20 protein-coding genes are annotated in these 20,742 nt (G+C 34.5%); 9 read left to right on the top strand and 11 right to left on the bottom strand.

What is annotated here, in order from left to right; translation table 11 throughout:
• Window positions 1–334 precede the first annotated feature (334 nt).
• Window positions 335–1,441 carry an ABC transporter permease gene (locus tag J5Y03_RS07280; protein WP_209404101.1) on the bottom strand — a complete coding sequence of 369 codons (1,107 nt, stop codon included), beginning with the start codon at window positions 1,439–1,441 and terminating at the stop codon, window positions 335–337.
• Entirely contained in the window at window positions 1,438–2,367 is a 930-nt protein-coding gene (locus tag J5Y03_RS07275) for an ABC transporter ATP-binding protein (protein ID WP_209404099.1), read from the bottom strand. Before J5Y03_RS07275 ends, J5Y03_RS07280 begins: the two co-directional genes overlap by 4 nt.
• Window positions 2,368–2,927: 560 nt before the next feature.
• Between J5Y03_RS07275 and J5Y03_RS07270 the strand changes: the two genes are divergently transcribed.
• The 3 genes from J5Y03_RS07270 to J5Y03_RS07260 are packed head-to-tail and all read left to right on the top strand — an operon-like array spanning window position 2,928 to window position 4,600.
• On the top strand, window positions 2,928–3,251 hold the full coding sequence (locus J5Y03_RS07270; RefSeq protein ID WP_209404097.1) for a PadR family transcriptional regulator: 324 nt from the start codon (window positions 2,928–2,930) through the stop codon (window positions 3,249–3,251).
• Entirely contained in the window at window positions 3,244–3,804 is a 561-nt protein-coding gene (locus tag J5Y03_RS07265) for a DUF1700 domain-containing protein (RefSeq protein WP_209404095.1), read from the top strand. Before J5Y03_RS07270 ends, J5Y03_RS07265 begins: the two co-directional genes overlap by 8 nt.
• Window positions 3,797–4,600: a DUF4097 family beta strand repeat-containing protein gene (locus J5Y03_RS07260; RefSeq protein WP_209404093.1), complete on the top strand. Its 804-nt coding sequence runs from the start codon at window positions 3,797–3,799 to the stop codon at window positions 4,598–4,600. Before J5Y03_RS07265 ends, J5Y03_RS07260 begins: the two co-directional genes overlap by 8 nt.
• A gap of 427 nt (window positions 4,601–5,027) precedes the next feature.
• Here J5Y03_RS07260 and J5Y03_RS07255 read toward each other — a convergent pair whose 3' ends face one another.
• Window positions 5,028–5,429, bottom strand: coding sequence for a MerR family transcriptional regulator (locus J5Y03_RS07255; RefSeq protein WP_209404091.1), 402 nt, complete (start codon window positions 5,427–5,429; stop codon window positions 5,028–5,030).
• A gap of 262 nt (window positions 5,430–5,691) precedes the next feature.
• On the opposite strand from J5Y03_RS07255, the gene J5Y03_RS07250 reads away from it, so the two are divergent.
• Together J5Y03_RS07250 and J5Y03_RS07245 are read left to right on the top strand one after the other, a co-directional pair.
• Window positions 5,692–6,450, top strand: coding sequence for an SDR family NAD(P)-dependent oxidoreductase (locus J5Y03_RS07250; protein ID WP_209404089.1), 759 nt, complete (start codon window positions 5,692–5,694; stop codon window positions 6,448–6,450).
• A gap of 120 nt (window positions 6,451–6,570) precedes the next feature.
• Window positions 6,571–7,068 carry a DinB family protein gene (locus J5Y03_RS07245; RefSeq protein WP_209404087.1) on the top strand — a complete coding sequence of 166 codons (498 nt, stop codon included), beginning with the start codon at window positions 6,571–6,573 and terminating at the stop codon, window positions 7,066–7,068.
• Window positions 7,069–7,169: 101 nt separating this feature from the next.
• On the opposite strand, the gene J5Y03_RS07240 is transcribed toward J5Y03_RS07245, so the two are convergent.
• From J5Y03_RS07240 to J5Y03_RS07230, 3 genes are read right to left on the bottom strand one after another with little or no spacing between them, the layout of a single operon-like run.
• The gene (locus J5Y03_RS07240; RefSeq protein WP_209404085.1) at window positions 7,170–7,382 is read right to left on the bottom strand and encodes a hypothetical protein; all 213 of its coding nucleotides are present in this window, start codon (window positions 7,380–7,382) and stop codon (window positions 7,170–7,172) included.
• A gap of 50 nt (window positions 7,383–7,432) precedes the next feature.
• Window positions 7,433–7,636, bottom strand: coding sequence for a helix-turn-helix transcriptional regulator (locus J5Y03_RS07235; protein WP_209404083.1), 204 nt, complete (start codon window positions 7,634–7,636; stop codon window positions 7,433–7,435).
• Between the two features lie 13 nt (window positions 7,637–7,649).
• Entirely contained in the window at window positions 7,650–8,054 is a 405-nt protein-coding gene (locus J5Y03_RS07230; RefSeq protein ID WP_245208806.1) for a hypothetical protein, read from the bottom strand.
• Between the two features lie 176 nt (window positions 8,055–8,230).
• On the opposite strand from J5Y03_RS07230, the gene J5Y03_RS07225 reads away from it, so the two are divergent.
• Together J5Y03_RS07225 and hmpA are read left to right on the top strand one after the other, a co-directional pair.
• Entirely contained in the window at window positions 8,231–10,420 is a 2,190-nt protein-coding gene (locus J5Y03_RS07225; protein ID WP_209404078.1) for a DNA topoisomerase III, read from the top strand.
• A 229-nt stretch (window positions 10,421–10,649) separates the two neighbouring features.
• The gene (gene hmpA / locus J5Y03_RS07220) at window positions 10,650–11,864 is read left to right on the top strand and encodes an NO-inducible flavohemoprotein (protein WP_209404076.1); all 1,215 of its coding nucleotides are present in this window, start codon (window positions 10,650–10,652) and stop codon (window positions 11,862–11,864) included.
• Window positions 11,865–11,903: 39 nt separating this feature from the next.
• Here hmpA and J5Y03_RS07215 read toward each other — a convergent pair whose 3' ends face one another.
• Together J5Y03_RS07215 and J5Y03_RS07210 are read right to left on the bottom strand one after the other, a co-directional pair.
• The gene (locus J5Y03_RS07215) at window positions 11,904–12,401 is read right to left on the bottom strand and encodes a Crp/Fnr family transcriptional regulator (protein ID WP_209404074.1); all 498 of its coding nucleotides are present in this window, start codon (window positions 12,399–12,401) and stop codon (window positions 11,904–11,906) included.
• A gap of 4 nt (window positions 12,402–12,405) precedes the next feature.
• The gene (locus J5Y03_RS07210) at window positions 12,406–13,557 is read right to left on the bottom strand and encodes a glycerate kinase family protein (protein ID WP_209404072.1); all 1,152 of its coding nucleotides are present in this window, start codon (window positions 13,555–13,557) and stop codon (window positions 12,406–12,408) included.
• A 201-nt stretch (window positions 13,558–13,758) separates the two neighbouring features.
• Here J5Y03_RS07210 and J5Y03_RS07205 point away from each other — a divergent pair, with 201 nt between their 5' ends.
• Window positions 13,759–14,943, top strand: coding sequence for a NupC/NupG family nucleoside CNT transporter (locus J5Y03_RS07205; protein WP_209404070.1), 1,185 nt, complete (start codon window positions 13,759–13,761; stop codon window positions 14,941–14,943).
• 92 nt (window positions 14,944–15,035) lie between these two features.
• On the opposite strand, the gene J5Y03_RS07200 is transcribed toward J5Y03_RS07205, so the two are convergent.
• Together J5Y03_RS07200 and J5Y03_RS07195 are read right to left on the bottom strand one after the other, a co-directional pair.
• Window positions 15,036–16,883, bottom strand: a complete 1,848-nt coding sequence (locus tag J5Y03_RS07200) for an ABC transporter ATP-binding protein (protein ID WP_209404068.1) — start codon at window positions 16,881–16,883, stop codon at window positions 15,036–15,038.
• Entirely contained in the window at window positions 16,867–18,612 is a 1,746-nt protein-coding gene (locus J5Y03_RS07195) for an ABC transporter ATP-binding protein (RefSeq protein WP_209404066.1), read from the bottom strand. Before J5Y03_RS07195 ends, J5Y03_RS07200 begins: the two co-directional genes overlap by 17 nt.
• Window positions 18,613–18,968: 356 nt before the next feature.
• Between J5Y03_RS07195 and J5Y03_RS07190 the strand changes: the two genes are divergently transcribed.
• Window positions 18,969–19,106 (top strand): hypothetical protein, encoded by a 138-nt coding sequence (locus J5Y03_RS07190; RefSeq protein WP_209404064.1) that lies wholly within the window; start codon window positions 18,969–18,971, stop codon window positions 19,104–19,106.
• Window positions 19,107–19,176: 70 nt separating this feature from the next.
• Here the strand turns inward: J5Y03_RS07190 and J5Y03_RS07185 are convergent, their stop codons facing one another.
• Window positions 19,177–20,370 carry a class I SAM-dependent rRNA methyltransferase gene (locus tag J5Y03_RS07185; RefSeq protein WP_209404062.1) on the bottom strand — a complete coding sequence of 398 codons (1,194 nt, stop codon included), beginning with the start codon at window positions 20,368–20,370 and terminating at the stop codon, window positions 19,177–19,179.
• Window positions 20,371–20,742: the final 372 nt, after the last annotated feature.

The raw sequence follows: 20,742 nt of genomic DNA, 5'->3' as shown, positions 1-20,742 counted from the left end.
ATTCATTTTAAAAGACTGTTTTTGTATACATCGTTGCTATTTCAGTATGTGTAATTTCCACTCCAGGATGCTCGCTTTCCTTGGGGCGTGAGCTGAGCCTCCTCGTCGCTATCGCTCCTGTGGGGTCTCAGCTTTCCCGCATCTCCCACAGGAGTCGAGCACCCTTCCGTTACAATCAATTTCTTTCTTTTAAATTACAAATCCTAAAAGCAACAATCTTTAGAAAAGAGCCTTTTAAAAACAATTTATCTTTAATGGATCTACAATACTGAAGAATGAAAAAAAGCCTTATCGCTAAATGATAAGACCCTTTTTTACTCAGAAAACCTATATACTATTTACTTACATCCCAACGAAACGCCTTTGTAGCAATAATAAAACTTACAACCATCCATACTAATAACCACCAAAAATCAGATGATAAATCTGAAAAAGATGCTCCAGTATTCATAATTTCCCTCATCGCACTAGAAAGATGTGTAATTGGGATTGTTTTGACAAAGCCTTGTAAGTAGGAAGGCATTCCAGATACAGGGAAGAAAACTCCTCCTAAAAACATTAGAGGAAATGAGATAAATCCTGCAATCGGGCCAGCACTTTCTGGCGATTTTGCTAAACTAGCAATAATGAAACCAATGCTCATAAATGTTAATGTTCCTAGTACTACAAATAATATTAAAAGTAAAAATGAGCCTCGTATGCTCACATCAAAAGCAAAATAACCAACTAATATCGTTAGCATTGCTTGAAGGCTATTTAAAATAAGACGAGCAGTTATTTGAGCTGCAATGAATGTAGAAGCTCTTAAGGTTGTACCTTGCATACGACGAAGTACACCTCTTTCACGCCAAGATGCAATTTGGCCTGCCACACCGTTTAAATTACTATTCATAATTTGCATTGCAACAATACCTGGCACTAAAAAGTCTAAATACTTTAGTGTAACCCCAGAAATTCCTTTTTGTTGAATTGCAAATTTTGGAACATAGTTCGAAATCGCTTTACTTGCTCCATCAACCGTCGCTTGTATAACTGCTAAACCTGTTTGAACTTGAGAAATATTTTTTTCATTATATAAAACTTCTATTTTGGCTGGTTGAGTCGTTGCATTTTTAGGAATTTGTTGTTGAAAACCATTCGGAATAACGATAACAAAATCTGTTTTTCCATTTTTTAATAAATTTTTAGCTTTCTCTTCTTGTGTAACTTCGTTTATTTTCAAAGGTTTTTGTTTTTCCAGAATCGAAACTACTTGTTTACTTGTTTGAGATTGATCTAAATCAACCAGTTTAACAGAATACGTCGCATTATTCCCATCATTAAATAATAAGCCAAATATAATCATAAAAAAGAATGGAAATACTAATGTCCATATCATTGCTTGTCGATTTCGAAAGTAAATTCTAAGCTGAGCAAGAGTTAATTGAAAATAAGCTCTCATTCTTCTCTTAGCCCCCTTCCTGTCATATGTAAAAATACATCCTCAAGTGTAGATGTTCGGGTATTTAGATCAGAAAATTCAATATGCTGATCTTTCGATAACTCTAACAATGCAATCAATGAATCTTGTAAATTATTCGTATATAATGTAACAAAATCGTGATTGATGACTACATTCGTAACAGATTGAAGTGGAACAAATAGCTCTGATTTTTGAGGAATACGTGTTTTAAATTCAATTGCACTTTCAACTTGAATATTATTAACTAAGTTATTAGGAGTATCTAGCGCAATTAATTTGCCTTGATCCATTATCCCAATACGATCAGCAAGTACATGTGCTTCATCCATGTAATGCGTAGATAATACAATCGTTTTGCCTTGTTCTTTTAACTTTAAAACAATATCCCAAAGCGTTCTTCTAGCTTGAGGGTCAAGACCAGTAGTTGGTTCATCTAAGAAGATTATTTGTGGATCATGTACGATTGCAAGTGCAATTGCTAGCCGCTGTTTTTGACCACCTGATAAACTTTTTACTAAGCTATTCTTTTTTTCAGTTAAGATCATATCATCAATTAATGGTTCGATCGGAATATGTTTTTTATAAAAGCTTGCATAAAGTTCAATAATTTCCTTCACAGTTAATAATTCAAATAAGGACGTTGACTGCAATTGAATACCAATTTGTTCTTTAATTTGATTATTTTGCTTCTGAAGTGAATAACCTGCAATTGTTGCCGTTCCTTCATCAGGCTTTCTAAGGCCTACAAGCATCTCCATCGTTGTTGATTTTCCCGCCCCATTTGGTCCAAGAAGACCAAAGACTTCTCCGCGGTTTACTTCAAAGCTGATACCATTTACAGCATAAAAATTCCCATAACGCTTTTTTAAATTACTTACCTCAATAATTGCTGAAGATTCACTCATAAATTCATTCCCTTCAATAAAAATCTATTTCTATACTATTTTATCATGTTATTATTCATGTATTTTTTTAATTATAAAATAAATATTAGAATTTTCTAACTTCTAACTTCGATTTTAGCCTTTCATTCTCCTTTATATTAATTAGCTCTTTTTTAATGATTGTTGCTTTTAGGTTATGTAAATTAAAAGGCAGAAGTTGATTGGAACGGAAGGGTGCCCAGGCTTCAGTGGGAGATGCGGGAAGGCTGAGACCCCACAGGAGCGTATGCGACGAGGAGGCTCAGCTCACGCCCCTAGGAAAGCGAGCATCCTGGAGTGGAAAGCAACCTACATATACTGAAATAGGAACAATGTATACGAAAACAGGCTATTAATTTTATTTCATTTCCTTTTCTTTTCCTTATAAAAATGAATGAATGTCGAAAATAGTCAGAACTTCCCTATATTCAGTACCTTGCAATAAACAATACTAAATGATAAATTGTAATTAATTGGTACTTTTTACAAATAAGTACCATACAATATACAGTACTAATTAATATCAAGTGGGTGATTAAACATTGAACGTACAATTTAAAAAAGGCGTGTTGGAACTTTGTGTACTTGTGCTACTAGATAAAAAAGATCGTTATGGCTATGAGTTGGTTCAGAGAATCTCAGACCAGATTGAAATTTCTGAAGGATCCGTCTATCCATTATTAAGACGATTAACAAAAGAAGAATATTTTACGACTTATTTACAAGAATCATCTGAAGGTCCATCTCGTAAGTATTACCAACTAACTGACAAAGGCAGAACTTATTTATATGAGCTTATTGATGAATGGAAGGAATTTTCGAACGGTGTAAATCAACTAATAATGGAAGGTGTTAAAAATGAATAAAGAAAAGTTTTTAAAACAATTAAATTTATCTTTAAAGAAACTTTCATCAAACGAACGTCATGATATTTTGCAAGATTATGAGGAGCATTTCGCTATAGGACTCGAGGAAGGAAAAACTGAAGAGGAGATTGCATCTTCTCTTGGTTCTCCAACTCAAATTGCAAAAGAATTACTTGCTTCGTACCATCTTGAAAAAGTAGAAGCAACCGTAACTACAGGAAATATCATACGTGCAGTCTGGGCAGTTATTGGATTAGGATTTTTCAATTTAGTTATTGTACTTGGCCCATTTCTTGCTTTACTAGCGCTCCTTTTATCTGGTTGGGTAATGGGAATTGGATTTGTGCTTGCCCCCCTACTAGTCCTTATAGATGCGGTTGTTAATTTCGGAACATTTGAATTTTTTAGCTTATTCATTTCTCTAGCACTTTGTGGAATTGGACTATTTATCCTAATTGGCATGTTACCAGTAACAAAATCAGTCGTTAATGGCTTTGTACGTTATTTAAAATATAACGCATCAATTGTGAAGGGTGGCTTAAAGCGTGGTTAATATAAAAAAAGTTTCTATTATTGCTTTATTTTTATTAATAGTTGGTACAGTAGGAAGTCTACTAACATTTAGAACGGCTAACAAAACAGAATCTGTTTCTATAGAAAAGGTAATTGATAATCAAAATATTACATCTGTACAACTAGAAAGTGACAATGCCGAGGTAAAAATTATTCCTACAAACGATACAGTAGCAAAAGTTACATTGTCTGGAAGAGGAAAGTCCGATACAAAGCAAAGTTTATCAGCTAAAGTAAATGGCAATACACTTTCCATTAAACAAGGATATCAACAATTTAAATTTTATACTTTTGATTTTGTTTCAACAAAGTTAACTCTTAAAGTCTTTTTACCTGAAAAACAATATAATTCTATAAAAATTTACAACGACAACGGTCTAGTTGAATTAAATAACATGAAGATCAACCGTCTGACAGCTTCTACTGATAATGGGCGTGTTAAGATTAAAAATATTACTTCTATTTCTACTTACGTAGAGTCAAATAATGGCCAAATCAGCCTTGATCATGTTGATGGGAAAATTAAAGGTATAACTGATAACGGGAAAATTTCTTTGATTACAAAGGAGTTAAATCATAAACTAAATTTTGAATCTAATAATGGTAGTATTTTAATTCAAACTGAAAAAGAACCAACAAATGTAACGTTCAATACTCATACGGATAACGGAAGTATTAATATCCTAGGTAAATACAACGGTAATGCGGTAATTGGTAACGGCGATAATCTAATCGAACTATCAACTGATAATGGATCAATTACTGTAACGAAATAAGCAGTATAAAACAGTATTAAGATTATCATTTTTTAAATAAAAGACTGTTTTCGATTATATTGTTGCTATTTCAGTATGTGTAAGTTGATTTCCACTCCAGAATGCTCGCTTTCCTTGGGGCGTGAGCTGAGCCTCCTCGTCGCATACGCTCCTGCGGGGTCTCAGCCTTCCCCCATTTCCCACAGGAGTCGAGCATCCTTCCTTTCCAACCAACTTCTGTCTTAAAAGTTACAATACTTAAAAGCAACAATTCTTTAAAAAAGGGCCAAATAAAAATAACCGATTTCTTGTAGGTTAAGAAACTGGTTATTTTTGTATTTCTTCTTATTTGATTATTAAATCCTACATAATTATCGGCAATTACTTACTCGATGAAATAGAACTCCGTAAACATTCTCGAATTTCTCTTAATCGGTTGAAAAAGTTGCTATCTAATTGACGGATGCTCCTTCTCCCCTATAGATAAGTTACCATCGCCATTAATAAAATCTTTGTATGCTGCAATCTTATGTTCAAGCATCTCATCCACTGCTTGTAATGTTTTGATTTGTTTTTTAATAAATTGATTATGTTCTTCTAAAAGATTTAATCGTTCTAACGTGGTATGGTCTCCTTCTAAAAATAATGAAGCATATTTCTTTATTTTAGCGATGGGCATTTGTGTTTCTTTTAACTTGATAACAAATTGTAACCATTTAATATGTGATTCATTATATCGTCTGTCTCCACTGTCATCACGAAAAGGAGTTATAATTTTTTCTTTTTCGTAATACCTCAATGTATGTATACTTACCCCTAAAATTTTTGCCACTTCACCAATGGAATGCATAAGAAACCCCCACATTATTTTTTCTTGACCTAGAGTTTACTCTACTTATTATAATCAACTCATAGTTCGTTCACAATAAAGTAAAACTTCCATCAGTAGGGTTATCTTCATCCCCCACTGATGGTTAGCCCACCCAATCGGGCTTTTACGGGCAGTTATCCCCCACCTACCTTACTCGTTTCTCTTGGAATCTTGAGGCGGGGGTCCTACTGCCCGCTAATGCGGGATAAAATTAATTGAATACAATTTAGGAGGAATTTTTATGAAATACACAGTTATTACAGGTGCCAGTTCAGGAATTGGGTATGAAGCTGCTCTAGCTTTTGCAGCTCGTGGAAAAAATTTAATCATAGCAGCTCGCAGAACGGAGGAATTGGAACAGTTAAAGTCAAAAGTGGCTGACATTAACGCAGACCTGGATGTTGTTATTCGAACTGTTGACCTATCTGTTACTGCTAATGTTCATGAATTTTACGAAAGTCTTCAGGATTATCAGATCGAGACCTGGATCAACAATGCTGGGTTTGGAAACTTTGCTTCCGTTGGTGAACAAAATTTAAATAAAATTGAGACAATGCTCCATTTGAATATTGAAGCATTAACCGTTCTATCTTCTCTTTATGTACGTGACTATACAGATGTTGAAGGAACGCAAATTATCAATATTTCTTCAGGAGGAGGTTACACAATTGTTGCTGATGCTGTGACCTACTGCGCGACTAAGTTCTATGTAAGTGCCTTTACAGAAGGTCTTGCACAAGAATTGAAAGAAAAAGGAGCAGCCATGCAAGCAAAGGTCTTGGCTCCTGCTGCAACAGAGACTGAATTTGCTAAACGTTCCATTGATGTTGATCATTTTGAATATAAAGGTATTGTCCCTAAATATCATACAGCTAAACAAATGGCTGGGTTCTTGCTCGATTTATATGACAGCGAGAAAGTGGTAGGAATTGTGAATGGAGAAACGTATGACTTCTCATTAAGAGATCCGATTTATCCTTATGTGACGAGAATAAGATAGTAATTTTTGAAAATCCCAAAAGCCGATATTTAAAGTGATATCCATTTAATTTGAGAGTGGTGCCAGCTATGCTAGTACTACTCCAAATTAGAAATTAAAACAGTATAGGAGTCGTTTATTATGGAACAATCAAATAAAGCGTTTAGCGATGCATTAATTAAATCGTTAAGAGGAGAACGAGGACATCTTCCCATCAAGAATGCTTTGTTGGACATAGACGTGGCGCTTGCGGGAAAACGTAGAGAGGAACTACCTTATTCTATTTATCAATTAGTCAAACACATGGCCTACTGGCAAGATTTTCTCTTATTATCCGCTCAAGGGGATAAGCCTGAATTGCCTAAGGATGTAAAAGAGAGCTGGCCTGAAGAAACATGTCCTGAGAGTGAGGAAGAGTGGCAACAGCTAATTCAATATTTTCTACAGGGGATTGAACAAGCATGTACGATTGCCCAAACTGGTCAACTTTCCAAACCATTGGAGAATTGGCCTTCGGAAACCCCTGGCGGTGTGTTACGCAATATTGCATCTCACAACTCCTACCATTTAGGAGAAATTGTACTAATTCGTAGATTATTCGGTGCTTGGCCACCTCCAACAGGTGGATATCCAATCTAAATAAGGTTATCGGTAACCCTTTCCTGTAAGGTTATAAGAAAATAGCCAAAGTGTTTTCCCAGTCTAATTTAGAATACACTTTGGCTCTTTAAATTTATAAATTACTTAATGAAAAAGGATACAATCCCTAAAATGATACACAAGATCCCGCTTAGGAATTGACCTAATCCAGAAGCTTGTCCATTTAAAATAAAATTGAATATATTTTTTCTTGTTTGAGTTTTCCCGATCAACGCATCATCCTTTTTCATGCGATATCTACCCCATAGTACTAAGACTACTCCAAAAAGTATTAATAATAGTTTAAGCATCATAATCTATTTCCTCCGTTAATCACTTGTGTGTTAATTTCTTGATTGTAATTTTATAAATCTTCTTCTTCAAAAATAAAAACCTCTTCAATTTGTAAGCTAAAAACTAAAGATATTCGATATGCCAACAAAACAGATGGATTGTATTGCTGTTTTTCCAACGAAATAATTGTTCTTGAAGATACACTTACTTTATCAGCTAATTCTTGTTGTGTTATACCATGGTCTAAACGCAACTCTTTTATTTTATTTTTCATAGATTTCTCCTATTTAAAGAAAACGCTCATAATATTTTTTAGCTAACAAATTCGTAACTCCACAGAAGATCACTATAAAAAACAAAGCATTATTTGTTGGAATTGTAATCCATTTTGTAAGAAACATGATCATTAAAGTCACAATCATTAGAACAGTCATGGTAAACTGTGAAGCTTTCCCTTCTATTAAGCCATCTCTCTCGTCATACTCTCTTGATAGCTCTCTTTCTGACTGCTTGCGATTAGCATTAAATTTAACTTGAGAAATAATAGCTAAAATGAAACATATTACTCCTACAACTAACTCGAAAATACCACGAAATTCTTGTGACAGATTAGTTTTATTCAATAAGATTTCAATCAACCCGATTATCATAATTGCTATTGAAACTAAATAAAGTTGTACATATTTTTTCAAACAAGTCTCTCCTAACATATGAAACATTCTTCATGTGAAGTTTTCTTCATGTGAACTTTACTTCATATTAAACTGTCTTTAATTGAATGTCTAGTATTATTTTAAGAAACAATTTATGAATCAAAAAAGGATGTATGCTATATTTAACTCACGGAAACTCGAAAGGATGTTTATATATGGCAAAAAGTATTGTAATTGCTGAAAAGCCTTCTGTTGCGCGTGATATTGCACGTGTACTTAAGTGTGATAAAAATGGAAATGGTTTTATTGAAGGTAATAAATATATCGTTACTTGGGCTTTAGGACATCTCGTTACGTTAGCAGATCCAGAAAGCTATGATGTGAAATATAAAAAGTGGAACTTAGAAGATTTGCCAATGCTACCTGACCGTTTGAAATTGACAGTGATTAAGCAGACTGGCAAACAATTTAATTCTGTCAAAAGTCAGCTAACTAGAAAAGATGTAAATGAAATTATCATTGCAACAGACGCAGGGCGTGAGGGAGAATTAGTCGCTCGTTGGATTATTGATAAAGCTAAAATCAACAAACCAATTAAACGTCTATGGATTTCTTCTGTTACCGATAAAGCAATCAAAGACGGCTTTGCAAACTTGAAGCCTGGTAATGCATATGACAATTTATATGCTTCAGCTGTTGCACGTTCAGAGGCTGACTGGTACATCGGACTTAACGCAACACGAGCATTAACTACAAGGTTCAATGCACAACTGAACTGTGGTCGTGTACAAACACCTACTGTAGCGATCATCGCAAGCCGAGAGGACGAAATTAAAAATTTCAAAGCACAAACATACTATGGTATTGAAGCCCAAATGGCAGATAAGTTAAAACTGACTTGGCAAGATGCTAAAGGTAATGGCCGTAGCTTCGATAAAGAGAAAATCGATGTGATTGTGAAAAAACTAGGTAAACAAAATGCGATTGTAACGGAAGTTGAGAAAAAACCTAAGAAGTCTTTTGCTCCTGGTCTTTATGACTTAACAGAACTACAACGCGATGCAAATAAAATCTTTGGTTACTCTGCAAAAGAAACGTTAAATATAATGCAAAAACTGTATGAGCAGCACAAAGTGTTAACTTATCCCCGTACAGATTCTCGCTACCTTTCATCAGACATCGTTACTACATTACCAGAACGCCTAAAAGCATGTGGAGTTGGTGAATATCGTTCTTTAGCAAACAAAGTGTTAAATAAGCCTATTAAAGCTTCAAAATCATTTGTAGATGATAGTAGAGTATCGGATCATCATGCGATCATTCCAACTGAAGGTTATGTAAATTTCTCAGCTTTTTCAGATAAAGAACGCAAAATTTATGATTTAGTTGTAAAACGTTTCTTAGCTGTTTTATTCCCAGCATTCGAATACGAACAACTAACGTTACGAGCAAAAATTGGCGATGAAAACTTCGTTGCACGTGGAAAAACCATTCTTCATTCTGGCTGGAAAGAAGTATATGAAAATCGTTTTGAAGATGACGATGATGTAGACGATTTAAAAGAACAAATCTTACCTCGTATTGAAAAAGGCAATACATTAGACGTGAAACTAATTGCACAAACATCAGGGCAAACAAAGCCGCCTGCTCGATTTAATGAAGCGACTCTACTTTCGGCAATGGAAAACCCTACGAAATATATGGATACGCAGAATAAACAACTTGCTGAAACATTAAAATCAACTGGTGGATTAGGTACTGTTGCTACACGTGCTGACATTATTGACAAGCTATTCAATTCTTTCTTGATTGAAAAACGTGGTAAAGACATTCATATTACGTCTAAAGGTCGTCAATTGTTGGATTTAGTGCCTGAGGAGCTTAAATCTCCTACTTTAACAGCTGAGTGGGAACAAAAGCTTGAGGCGATTGCGAAGGGCAAAATGAAAAAAGAAGTGTTCATTAATGACATGAAAAACTACACAAAAAAAATCGTGTCTAACATTAAATCAAGTGATAAAAAATATAAACACGACAACATTTCCACAAAATCTTGCCCAGACTGTGGAAAACCCATGCTTGAAGTAAACGGGAAAAAAGGAAAGATGCTAGTCTGCCAAGATCGTGAGTGTGGTCACCGCAAAAACGTATCACGTGTCACTAATGCACGTTGTCCACAATGTAAAAAGAAACTTGAATTACGTGGGGAAGGCGAAGGTCAAATCTTCATGTGTATATGTGGATATCGCGAAAAGTTATCCACATTCCAAGAACGTCGAAAAAAAGAGTCTAGTAAAAAAGTTTCTAAAGGTGATGTACAAAAATATTTAAAACAACAACAAAAAGAAGACGAGCCTATTAATAATCCGTTTGCTGAAGCATTGAAAGGCTTAAAATTAAAATAGAAGACGTTAAAAGCCTATGAACATAAATTAAGTTCATAGGCTTTTAGTTGTCTACTACCCTCTATACTCTTCCTACTAAAGGTTATCTTCCAAAGAATATTTTATATTAAAAATTATTCTAACAATTTTTTAATATAAAGATGTGATTTAAATCACAGCATAAATTTATTTCTATTTGTAATATTAAAGTATATTAAATCAGTTTATGAATGAAAGGCGGAAAACCAAAATGTTATCCCAACAAACAATTGATATTATTAAATCAACAGTACCTGTTTTAGAGGTTCATGGAACTGAAATCACGTCTCGTTTTTATCATTTACTTTTCACAAACCATCCTGAGTTGAAAAATGTTTTTAACCAAACAAATCAACGTAAAGGTAGACAACCTGAAGCATTAGCTAATGCAGTATATGCAGCAGCTGTAAATATTGAAAAACTAGAATCAATTATTCCTGTCGTTATTCAAATCGGTCACAAGCATCGTAGTTTAGGTGTTAAACCTGAGCACTATCCAATAGTAGGTCAATTTTTATTACAAGCGATTAAAGATGTTGTAAACCCTCCAGAAGAAGTCATTGCTGCTTGGGCTGAGGCATATGGTGTAATCGCAGATGCGTTCATTAGTGTAGAAGCTGATATGTACAATAAAGCTGAAGAACAAGAAGGCGGATGGAAAGATACACGCAAATTTAAAGTTATTAAAAAAGAAAAAGAAAGTAGTGTGATTACTTCATTCTACTTACAACCTGTAGATGGTGGTAAAATCGCATCTTATAAAGCTGGTCAATATATTTCAATTACAGCTTCAATTCCAGGAGAGCAATATACTCATATGAGACAATATAGTTTATCAGATGCACCTGGAAATGATTACTACCGTATTTCTGTAAAAAAAGAAAGTGGAACAGATACAACGCCGGGTGGTATGGTTTCAAATTATTTACATGAACAAGTGTCTGTTGGAAGTGAATTAACAATCAGTGCTCCTGCAGGAGATTTTACGTTAGATGAATCATCTACAAAACCACTTGTTCTACTTAGTGGTGGGGTAGGCATTACACCTTTACTAAGTATGTTAAACACAGTTATTAATAAAGGTATTAAACGTGAAGTATACTTCTTCCATGGTGCTTTAAACAGTGAAACACACGCGTTTAACGGCTATATTCAAGACGTAGTGAAAGAACATTCAAACGTGAAATCTTTCATTGCTTATTCAAATCCAACAAGTAGCGATTTACAAAGTAAAAACTATGACAAAGAAGGATTCATCACATTAGAAGATTTACAAAATGTACTTTCTTCAAATGTAGCAGATTTCTATTTCTGTGGACCAACTCCTTTTATGAAGTCAATGTATAAAGCACTTGGAGAATGGAAAGTTGATCCAAGTTCAATTCATTATGAAATCTTTGGACCTGCTGAATCTTTAGCAGAATAAATAGTAATATGACAAAAAGAGCTGATCTATCATTGATAGTCAGCTCTTTTTCTTTAATAGTCTATTGACCGTCTCACGCCTTAATCCAATTAATTGACCTATTTCAGTCTGAGTTAAAATTGAATAGATTGTTTGACCAGGTAGATATCCTTCAAGCCATTCTTCTAATAAAAGGAGTCTTTCCATTGGAGAAACGGTTGTTAACTGGTCTATTCTTTTCTGCATCATTCGTAGCTTTTGCTGAAGCTGTATGGAAACTTCCTCAAACTTTTGAGGATTCTCATGTAATTCCTTATACCATTCAGTTGGTGAAATGATCTCGACTTCACTATCGATTAATGCAATAACCGTACCGTGATACTCCTTTTGAGAGATCAACGAGTGATGTGGAATCATTTCCTCTGGCAAAATAATATTAAATAAAAAGACATGTCCATCTTCTTGTAGTCGCACAACTTTAAATAAGCCACTTTTTATGTGATATAAAGGTCCTTCTTCTCCTTGACGAAATAAAACTTCTCCCTTTTTTACAAACATACTTTCACATCTTCCCCATTTTGTCATTTGCTATTTTCCATATTTTCGCGATTTCGCTTGCAGTTCTCTCAATATTTTGTCTACCATTCAATAATGCTTCTTCAACTGAACTTATGCTTGGAAGAATAGGAAATACTGCATCTATCCCGTTTTTATACACCAGTTCATAGCCTTTGCCAATCGAACCTGCTATTACAAGTACTGGCAATTGATACTTTTTCGCTAAACTAGCCACGCCAATAGGTGTTTTACCATAGATGGATTGTCCATCTATTTTCCCTTCTCCGGTAATAACTAGTTCAACTTCTTTTATGTATTTCTCTAATGATACTGCTTCAGAAACTAGCTGAAAACCCTTTTTTAAATTTGCATTTAAAAATGCTAATGCTCCGGCTCCCATACCTCCTGCAGCACCTGCACCTTTTTCATTCGCTACTGATACCCCTAAATCTTTCTCAATAATCTTAGCAAAATGAGCTAGAGAGCATTCAAGTTTCTCAACCATATCACTTGTTGCTCCCTTTTGAGGACCATACACAATAGAAGCTCCATTTACCCCGATAAGTGGATTCTCAACATCACAGGCAACTTCAAATTGAATCGTTTTTATACGTTCATCAACCTTACTATCGTCAATTCGATGACAATCTATTAGACCAGCACCGCCTTCTATAATTTCATTTCCTTGACGATCTAAGAACTGATAGCCAAGTGCTTTTGCCATTCCTGCTCCTGCGTCATTTGTTGCACTTCCACCTAAGCCAATCATGATTTTATCAACTTTTTGGTTTATAGCATGAAGAATTAGTTCTCCTGTACCTCTTGTCGTCGTTATGAGTGGATTTCTTTTCGTCAGTGGAACTTGATGGAGTCCAGAAGCTGCTGACATTTCTATGATTGCTGTATTTTGATCTCCAAGAATTCCATAAAAAGCTTTCACTGGTTCACCTAAAGGACTCGTTACTTTTGTATAAACAAGGCGCCCATTTGTTGCGTCGACTAGCGACTGAACTGTCCCTTCGCCACCGTCTGCCATCGGAATTTTTATACATTCTGTCTGTGGTAAGACGACTTTCCATCCCGCTTCAATTGCATCTGCAACTTCTTTTGCAGTCAAACTTTCCTTATACGAATCAGGTGCAATCAAAACCTTCACTTGTATCCACCCTTCCTTTTGAAGTTCATCTATCAATCATGACCTATCCCTCTAGTAAAAGTAAAAAGATGTTTAACATTCTTAAATCACACTAATAAAAGGCGAATACTTAGTGCATATTATTCAAGAAGTAATGGGATTCAGACTACTATTTTTCTTTAAACGGTATTTTCGTTCTTTATAAACTTTCGGAGGGATCATATGAATTATGTAATTTCAATAATCGGTTTATTAGTCGTACTAATACTAGCCTATGTTGCTAGTAACAACCGGAAACACATTCGTTTAAGACCAATTATCGTAATGATTGTTCTCCAAGTAATTTTAGCATTTATCTTACTGAATACTAAATTTGGTCTTATTTTTATAAAAGGTGTCGCAAGTGTATTTGAGCATTTATTACTTTACGCTGCAGATGGTGTGAATTTTGTGTTTGGTGGACTCGTTCCAAAAGGTGGCTTTGTTTTCTTTTTCAATGTACTTTTGCCGATTATATTTATTTCTGTGTTAATAGGAATCTTACAATACACAAAAATTTTACCGTTTATTATGAAATGGGTTGGGCTTTTAATAAGTAAAATTAGTGGATTAGGTAAGTTAGAATCGTATAATGCAATTGCCTCTCTCCTTGTGGGGCAATCTGAAGTATTTATTACAGTAAAAAAGATAATAGGGAAACTCCCTCCTAACCGACTATATACTCTATGTGCTTCAGCAATGTCTACCGTCTCTATGTCAGTCGTTGGTGCTTATATGACGTTAATCCAACCTCGATACGTTGTTACTGCAATTGTTATAAATTTATTTGGAGGCTTTATCATTTCATCAATTATAAACCCATATGATGTTGACAAAAATGAAGATATTTTAGAAGTTGAGGACATAGGCGAAAAACAAACCTTTTTCGAAATGCTTGGTGAGTACATACTCGATGGATTTAAAGTTGCCATTATAGTTGCTGCAATGCTGATTGGATTTGTGGCATTAATCTCATTTATTAATCATATGTTCAGTCTAATTTTCGGAATTACTTTCCAAGCGTTACTCGGCTACGTATTTTCTCCTATTGCCTTTATTATGGGTATCCCTTGGTCTGAATCAATTAAAGCCGGTGGAATCATGGCAACCAAATTAATTACAAATGAATTTGTTGCCATGGGAGATTTAGCAAAAATAGCTAACACATTTACACCTCGTACACTCGGCATTTTATCTGTCTTTTTAGTATCTTTTGCAAACTTCGCTTCAATCGGAATCATTGCTGGAGCAGTTAAAGCATTAAATGAAAATCAAGGAAGGATTGCTGCACGATTTGGCTTAAAACTTTTATATGGAGCAACTTTAGTTAGTATTCTTTCCTCTATTATCGTAAGTTTTGTATTATAAAATCAAAAATAACAGTACCCACTAGTACAGTAAAAAAGACAACTTCGAAATGCAAATTTGCATCTCGAGTTGCCTTTTTTTACGTTAAAACGTTACATTGCTTCAATATTTTTCGTTTGATTCATCACCATTTGATAATACATATCTTTGTTTTCCATCAATTGTTCATGACTTCCCATTTCAGTAATCCTACCTTTATCAATTACTAAGATTGTATCAGCATCGCGAATTGTACTTAATCGATGAGCAATCATAAAGCTTGTACGTCCCTTCATGATTGTTTTCATTGCTTCTTGAATATGAAGCTCCGTTCTTGTGTCAACGCTACTTGTTGCTTCATCCAAAATAAGGATCGAAGGATTTGCTAAAATTACTCTCGCAATCGCTAACAATTGTTTTTGTCCTTGACTAAGTTCTCCCCCATTTTCAGATAAAACCGTATCAAATCCATTTGGAAGTCGCTTAATAAAATAGGCTGCATTTGCTAACTTAGCAGCACGTTCGATTTCTTCATCTGTTGCATCCTGCTTACCGTATTGGATATTTTCCTTAATCGTTCCTGAAAATAAATATGTATCTTGCAAAACGATTCCAAAGCTCTCACGGAGACTATCACGGGTATACTCATTAATATTTATTCCATCAATTAATATACTTCCACCGGTAATTTCATAAAACCTTGTTAATAAATTTATGATTGTTGTTTTCCCTGCACCAGTAGGTCCTACAATTGCGATATTACTTCCTGCTTTTGCAGAAAAACTAAGTCCTTTTAGGATGTTTACATCTTGTCTATATCCAAAAGTTACATCTTTGAACTCTACTTCACCTTTTAGATTTTCGATTACTTTTGCATTAGGTTTGTCTTCAATTTCTTCTACTTCATCTAGGATTTCAAAAACTCGTTCTGCTCCTGCTAATCCTGATTGTAATAAGTTGAAAATATTTGCTAAATCAGTTAACGGACGTGCAAATTGTCTTGAATAGCTTAAAAAACTAGCGATCACTCCAACTGTAATCATCCCTTTAACTGCTAGTACACCACCTACAGTTGCTACAACTGCAAAACCAATATTGTTAATGACGTTCATGATTGGCATTAAAAATCCAGACCAAATTTGCGCCTTTAAACCAACATCACGTAATTTCGTATTAATTGCTTCAAATTCTTCAATTGCTTTTCTTTCATGGTTAAAAGCTTTCACAATTTCAATTCCAGAAATCGTCTCTTCAATTTGACCATTTATGTGGCCTAATTGAACTTGCTGTTCCTTGAACAAAATTTTTGTTTTCTTAGAAATCGTTTTTGTCAGTGTAAATACAAGTGGAATTGTGATTAAACTTGCTACTGTAAGGATTGGACTCAGCCAAATCATCATGCAAAATGATCCCACGATCGTCAATATCCCTGTCATAAACTGTGTTGTTGACTGAGATATCGTATTGCTAATATTATCAACATCATTTGATAAACGACTCATCATTTCGCCATGCGTATGTTGATCATAAAAAGAAACAGGGATTTTATGAAGCTTCTTAAATAAAGCTGCTCTCAAATTAAATACTATCTTTTGAGAAATTTCAGCTGTAAACCAACTTTGTAAAAAAGTAAGTATCGTATCAGAAAAATAGATGATACCTAACCCAATGACAACTAAACTCAGTTTTGAAAAATTAACCCCACCTTTTGTTAGTGACATTGCATCAATTGCAAGTCCAATACAATAAGGGACAGCTAAAACTAGTAGCGTATCAACAAGGATTAATAAAAATAATAATACTAACTGTTTTTTTTGTTGCTGAAAATAAGACCATAGCCGAATAAGTGTCTTTTTAGCATCCTTTGGCTTCACAACTGGTCCTCTTCCTCGAGGGCCATGACCTACTCTTATTGGTTGAAAATTCTCTCTAGATGCGTTTTTCTCACTTGCCTGCGACATATTGCAATGCCTCCTTCCCTAATTGAGATTGAAGGATTTCTTGATAAACCTTGCAGCTCTTCAGGAGCTCTTCATGATGTCCATATCCAACCATTTCCCCATTTTCAAGAACAATAATTTGATCGGCATCCATTACGGACGATATTCGCTGAGCAATCAGTAAACATGTTGTATTTTCTGCATATCTCTTTAATGATTCCTTTATTCTTGATTCAGTTGCTACGTCAACGGCACTCGTACAATCATCAAGAATTAATATCTCTGGTTTTCTAACAAGTGCCCTTGCGATTGATACACGTTGCTTTTGTCCTCCCGAAAGATTAACGCCACCTTGACCTAGTCGTGTTTCATATCCTTCTGGAAATGCTGAAATAAAGTCATGTGCTTCTGCAACTTTTGAAGCATCCGCTATTTCTTCAAAGGTCGCATCTTCCTTACCCCACCTTATATTTTCAATTACCGTTCCAGTGAAAAGAATATTTTTTTGTGGAACAACTGCAATTTTCTCCCTTAACTCTTTTACATCCCAATCTTTTACATCGATATCATTCACTCTAATTGCCCCACTTGTTACATCGTAAAAACGAGGAATTAACTGGATAAGACTGCTTTTTCCTGCACCAGTTGATCCAATAATTCCAACTGTTTGGCCAGGTAGACATGTGAATGAAAAGTTTTTGATAACCGGGTCTCCAACAGCACCTTTATAAGAAAATGATACATTTTCAAATTCAATTTTCCCTTTACTTAACGAATGCTTTGTCTGCTCTTTCTCAACATAGACTTCAACTTCTTGAGAAAAAACCTCATTAATTCTTTCCGCTGAAGCTTTTGCTCTTACAAACATATTAAATATAAATGAAATCATCATAAGTGAAAAAAGGATTTGGGTCATGTAATTTGTATATGCGACAATTTGTCCCACTTGCATCTGACCGTTATTAACCCGCAAGCCCCCAACCCAGATAACTACAATAATTCCCATATTCACTGTAAGTGCTATGCTTGGACTGAAGATAGACATAACTCTCATAGCCTTAATTGAACGCATTTGAAATTCATTATTCGCTGCTTCAAACTTTTTTTCTTCTTTTTTATATTGGTGAAATGCCTTGATTACTTTTACACCAGATAAATATTCTCTTATAGTTCCATTAACTCGGTCTAATGCACTTTGAACCTTTACAAAGAATGGAAAGCCAACTTTCATATTTAAATAAATAAGAACTGCTACGATCGATACAACTACGATTAAAACAACTGATAATCTCGGATTTAATCGAGTAGCCATCAATAAGCTTCCAAGACAAATAAGAGGGGCTTTCACAAAAATTCTCATTAATCCATTCACAAAGACTTGAACTTGTGTAACATCATTCGTTAATCTCGTAACAAGTGATGCCCGGTTAAACTGGTTAATTTGTTCATAGCTCAGTGATTGTATTTTTTGATATAAATCTGACCTTAGATTTGTACCAAACTCTTGAGAAACATTACTTGAAATAATATTCCTAGTAGTGGCAGAGATAGCTCCTATTGCTGTAATAGCCAACATAAAAGCTCCTAATTTTAATACATAATGTAAATCTTTATTTACGACACCATTATCAATAATTTTTGACATGATCGTAGGCTGTAAAAGATCACAAATAGCTTCAAACGTTAAAAATAGTACTGCAATTAAAAATTTCTTTCCGTATTTTGCTCTGTATTTTTTTAAGATATTCAAACAGCTTCTCCTCCTATCATCCGAATATTTTTTCTCTATATGTAATTATTTTTATATTATTCAAATTATCCCTTTATTATCTTATAGTTTTTTTTAAAATAACAGAAAAACACATATGAATGAGAAATTATTAACAAAATCAAAAGCACTCGTTTTTAACATATGTTACAAGAATTCGTAAATAATAAAGTGAAACTTCCATTAGTGGGGGGCCTCATCCCGCACTAATGGTTAGTTGAACCAATCGGGCTTTTACGGGCAGTTTTCCCCCGCCTATCTTCCTCGCCTCTCTCTCAATCTTGAGGTGAGGAGTCTTACTGCCCGTTAATGCGGGATAAAAAAAAGGAGGGAATGACGTGAGAAGAGGACATACAAATTTAGGTAAACAACGAAGCTCAGTTGATCAGTTTGGGCACTCAGAGGATTCTGCCTATTCAAAGAGTAAAAAAATGGAAGAATACCATGAAGAATATAAAGACAAGCAAAAACAATAGTTAAAAATGGAAAGGGCTGATTCATACAGTAATCTGTTTACTAATGAATCAGCCCGAATTATGATGCTTTCTACACTAATCTTATAAATATGACTTTTAAATAATTTCCTTCACTAAATTCTTTAATTGTCTTAAAGTCTTCTGGTAATGAAAACTCCTCAACAATTTTGTATTTCTTTCCTACTTCTTGGAAGGCTGTTTCGATGAATCCTTTAAATTTTTTCATATTAAAAGCACTACAGTTAGTAGAAGCCACAATTAGCCCTTTCTCATTCGTTATAGCAATTGTATCTTTTAAAAGATTTTTATAATCTTTAGCTGCACTAAAAGTAACTTTCTTTGTTTTGGCAAAACTCGGTGGATCTAAAATAACTACATCAAACTTCAGCTCTTTTTTTACAGCATATTTAAAGTAATGGAAGACATCCTCTACAATAATATCTTGTGCTTCATAATCAATTCCGTTCACGCTAAATTGTTCAATCGTTTTTGCTAAACTACGATTTGCAACATCTACACTTGTTGTCTTTGTTGCACCGCCAACTGCACTAAAAACTGAAAAAGCACCAGTATAAGAAAACATATTTAAAACCGTTTTATCTTTAGCATATTTATCTCGAATTGTTTTTCTGACATCCCTTTGATCAAGGAATACTCCGACCATCGCTCCATCATTTAGATAAACTGAAAAGTTAACATTATTTTCTTTTACAATGAGAGGAAACTCTCCTCTTTCTCCCATCACAAAATCGTCTTCTTCAATATACTGTCCTTTTGTATCAAACCGCTTTTTTTGATAAATCCCTTTATATTCAACATTTTCTTGAAAAAATGAGAGGACTTCATCTTTGAATTCATAAATCCCTTTACTATACCAGCTTAGGACATAAAAACCATCGTAGTAATCAATTGTTAATCCGCCAATTCCATCACCTTCACCATTAAACATACGAAAAGCAGTTGTTTCAGTGCTACGGAATAAATGGAGTCGATTATTCATTGCTTGCTTTAGCTTTTTAGCAAAAAACGTTTGATCAATTTTTTCATTATCTTTATTTGTTAGAACCCAACCTAACCCTTTATTTTGTTTTCCATAATATCCTCTTGCAATAAATTGATTACGATCATCAACTAACTTAATAAGACTTCCTTCTTCTTTCAGATCTTTCTCATTTTGAATCGCATCTTTTGAAAGTAGTGGATATCCTTTTTTATACTGATTAACAAAGTTTTTTTTAACTTTAAGTATGACCTCTGATTTCATTTAATCCGTCCTATCTACTATTTACTTACTCATGCTATTGTAACAGATTTATGCATCCTACTATCGTTTTCTAATTTCATTTCATCCTTACTATGTTCATACCTGCTACCATCATTCTCAAATTGGTCATAAAATAAACAAGTTAACTAATAGGATGTTTTCGTAAACTTTGTTGCTATTTAACACCGAGATAAGTTGGTTTCCGCTCCAGGTTGCTCGCTTTCCATGGGGCGGGCGGTGAGCCTCCTCGTCGCTATCGCTCCTGCGGGGTCTCACCTGCCCGCTGCTCCCACAGGAGTCTCGCACCTTCCGCTCCAATCAACTTATTTTCAACCATACTTAAACAACAATCTTTTAGAAAATAGCCAACTA

It is taken from the genome of Gottfriedia endophytica (assembly GCF_017814275.1).
Classification (GTDB): domain Bacteria; phylum Bacillota; class Bacilli; order Bacillales; family Bacillaceae_G; genus Gottfriedia; species Gottfriedia endophytica.
This window is presented reverse-complemented; position numbering and strand designations above follow the sequence as displayed.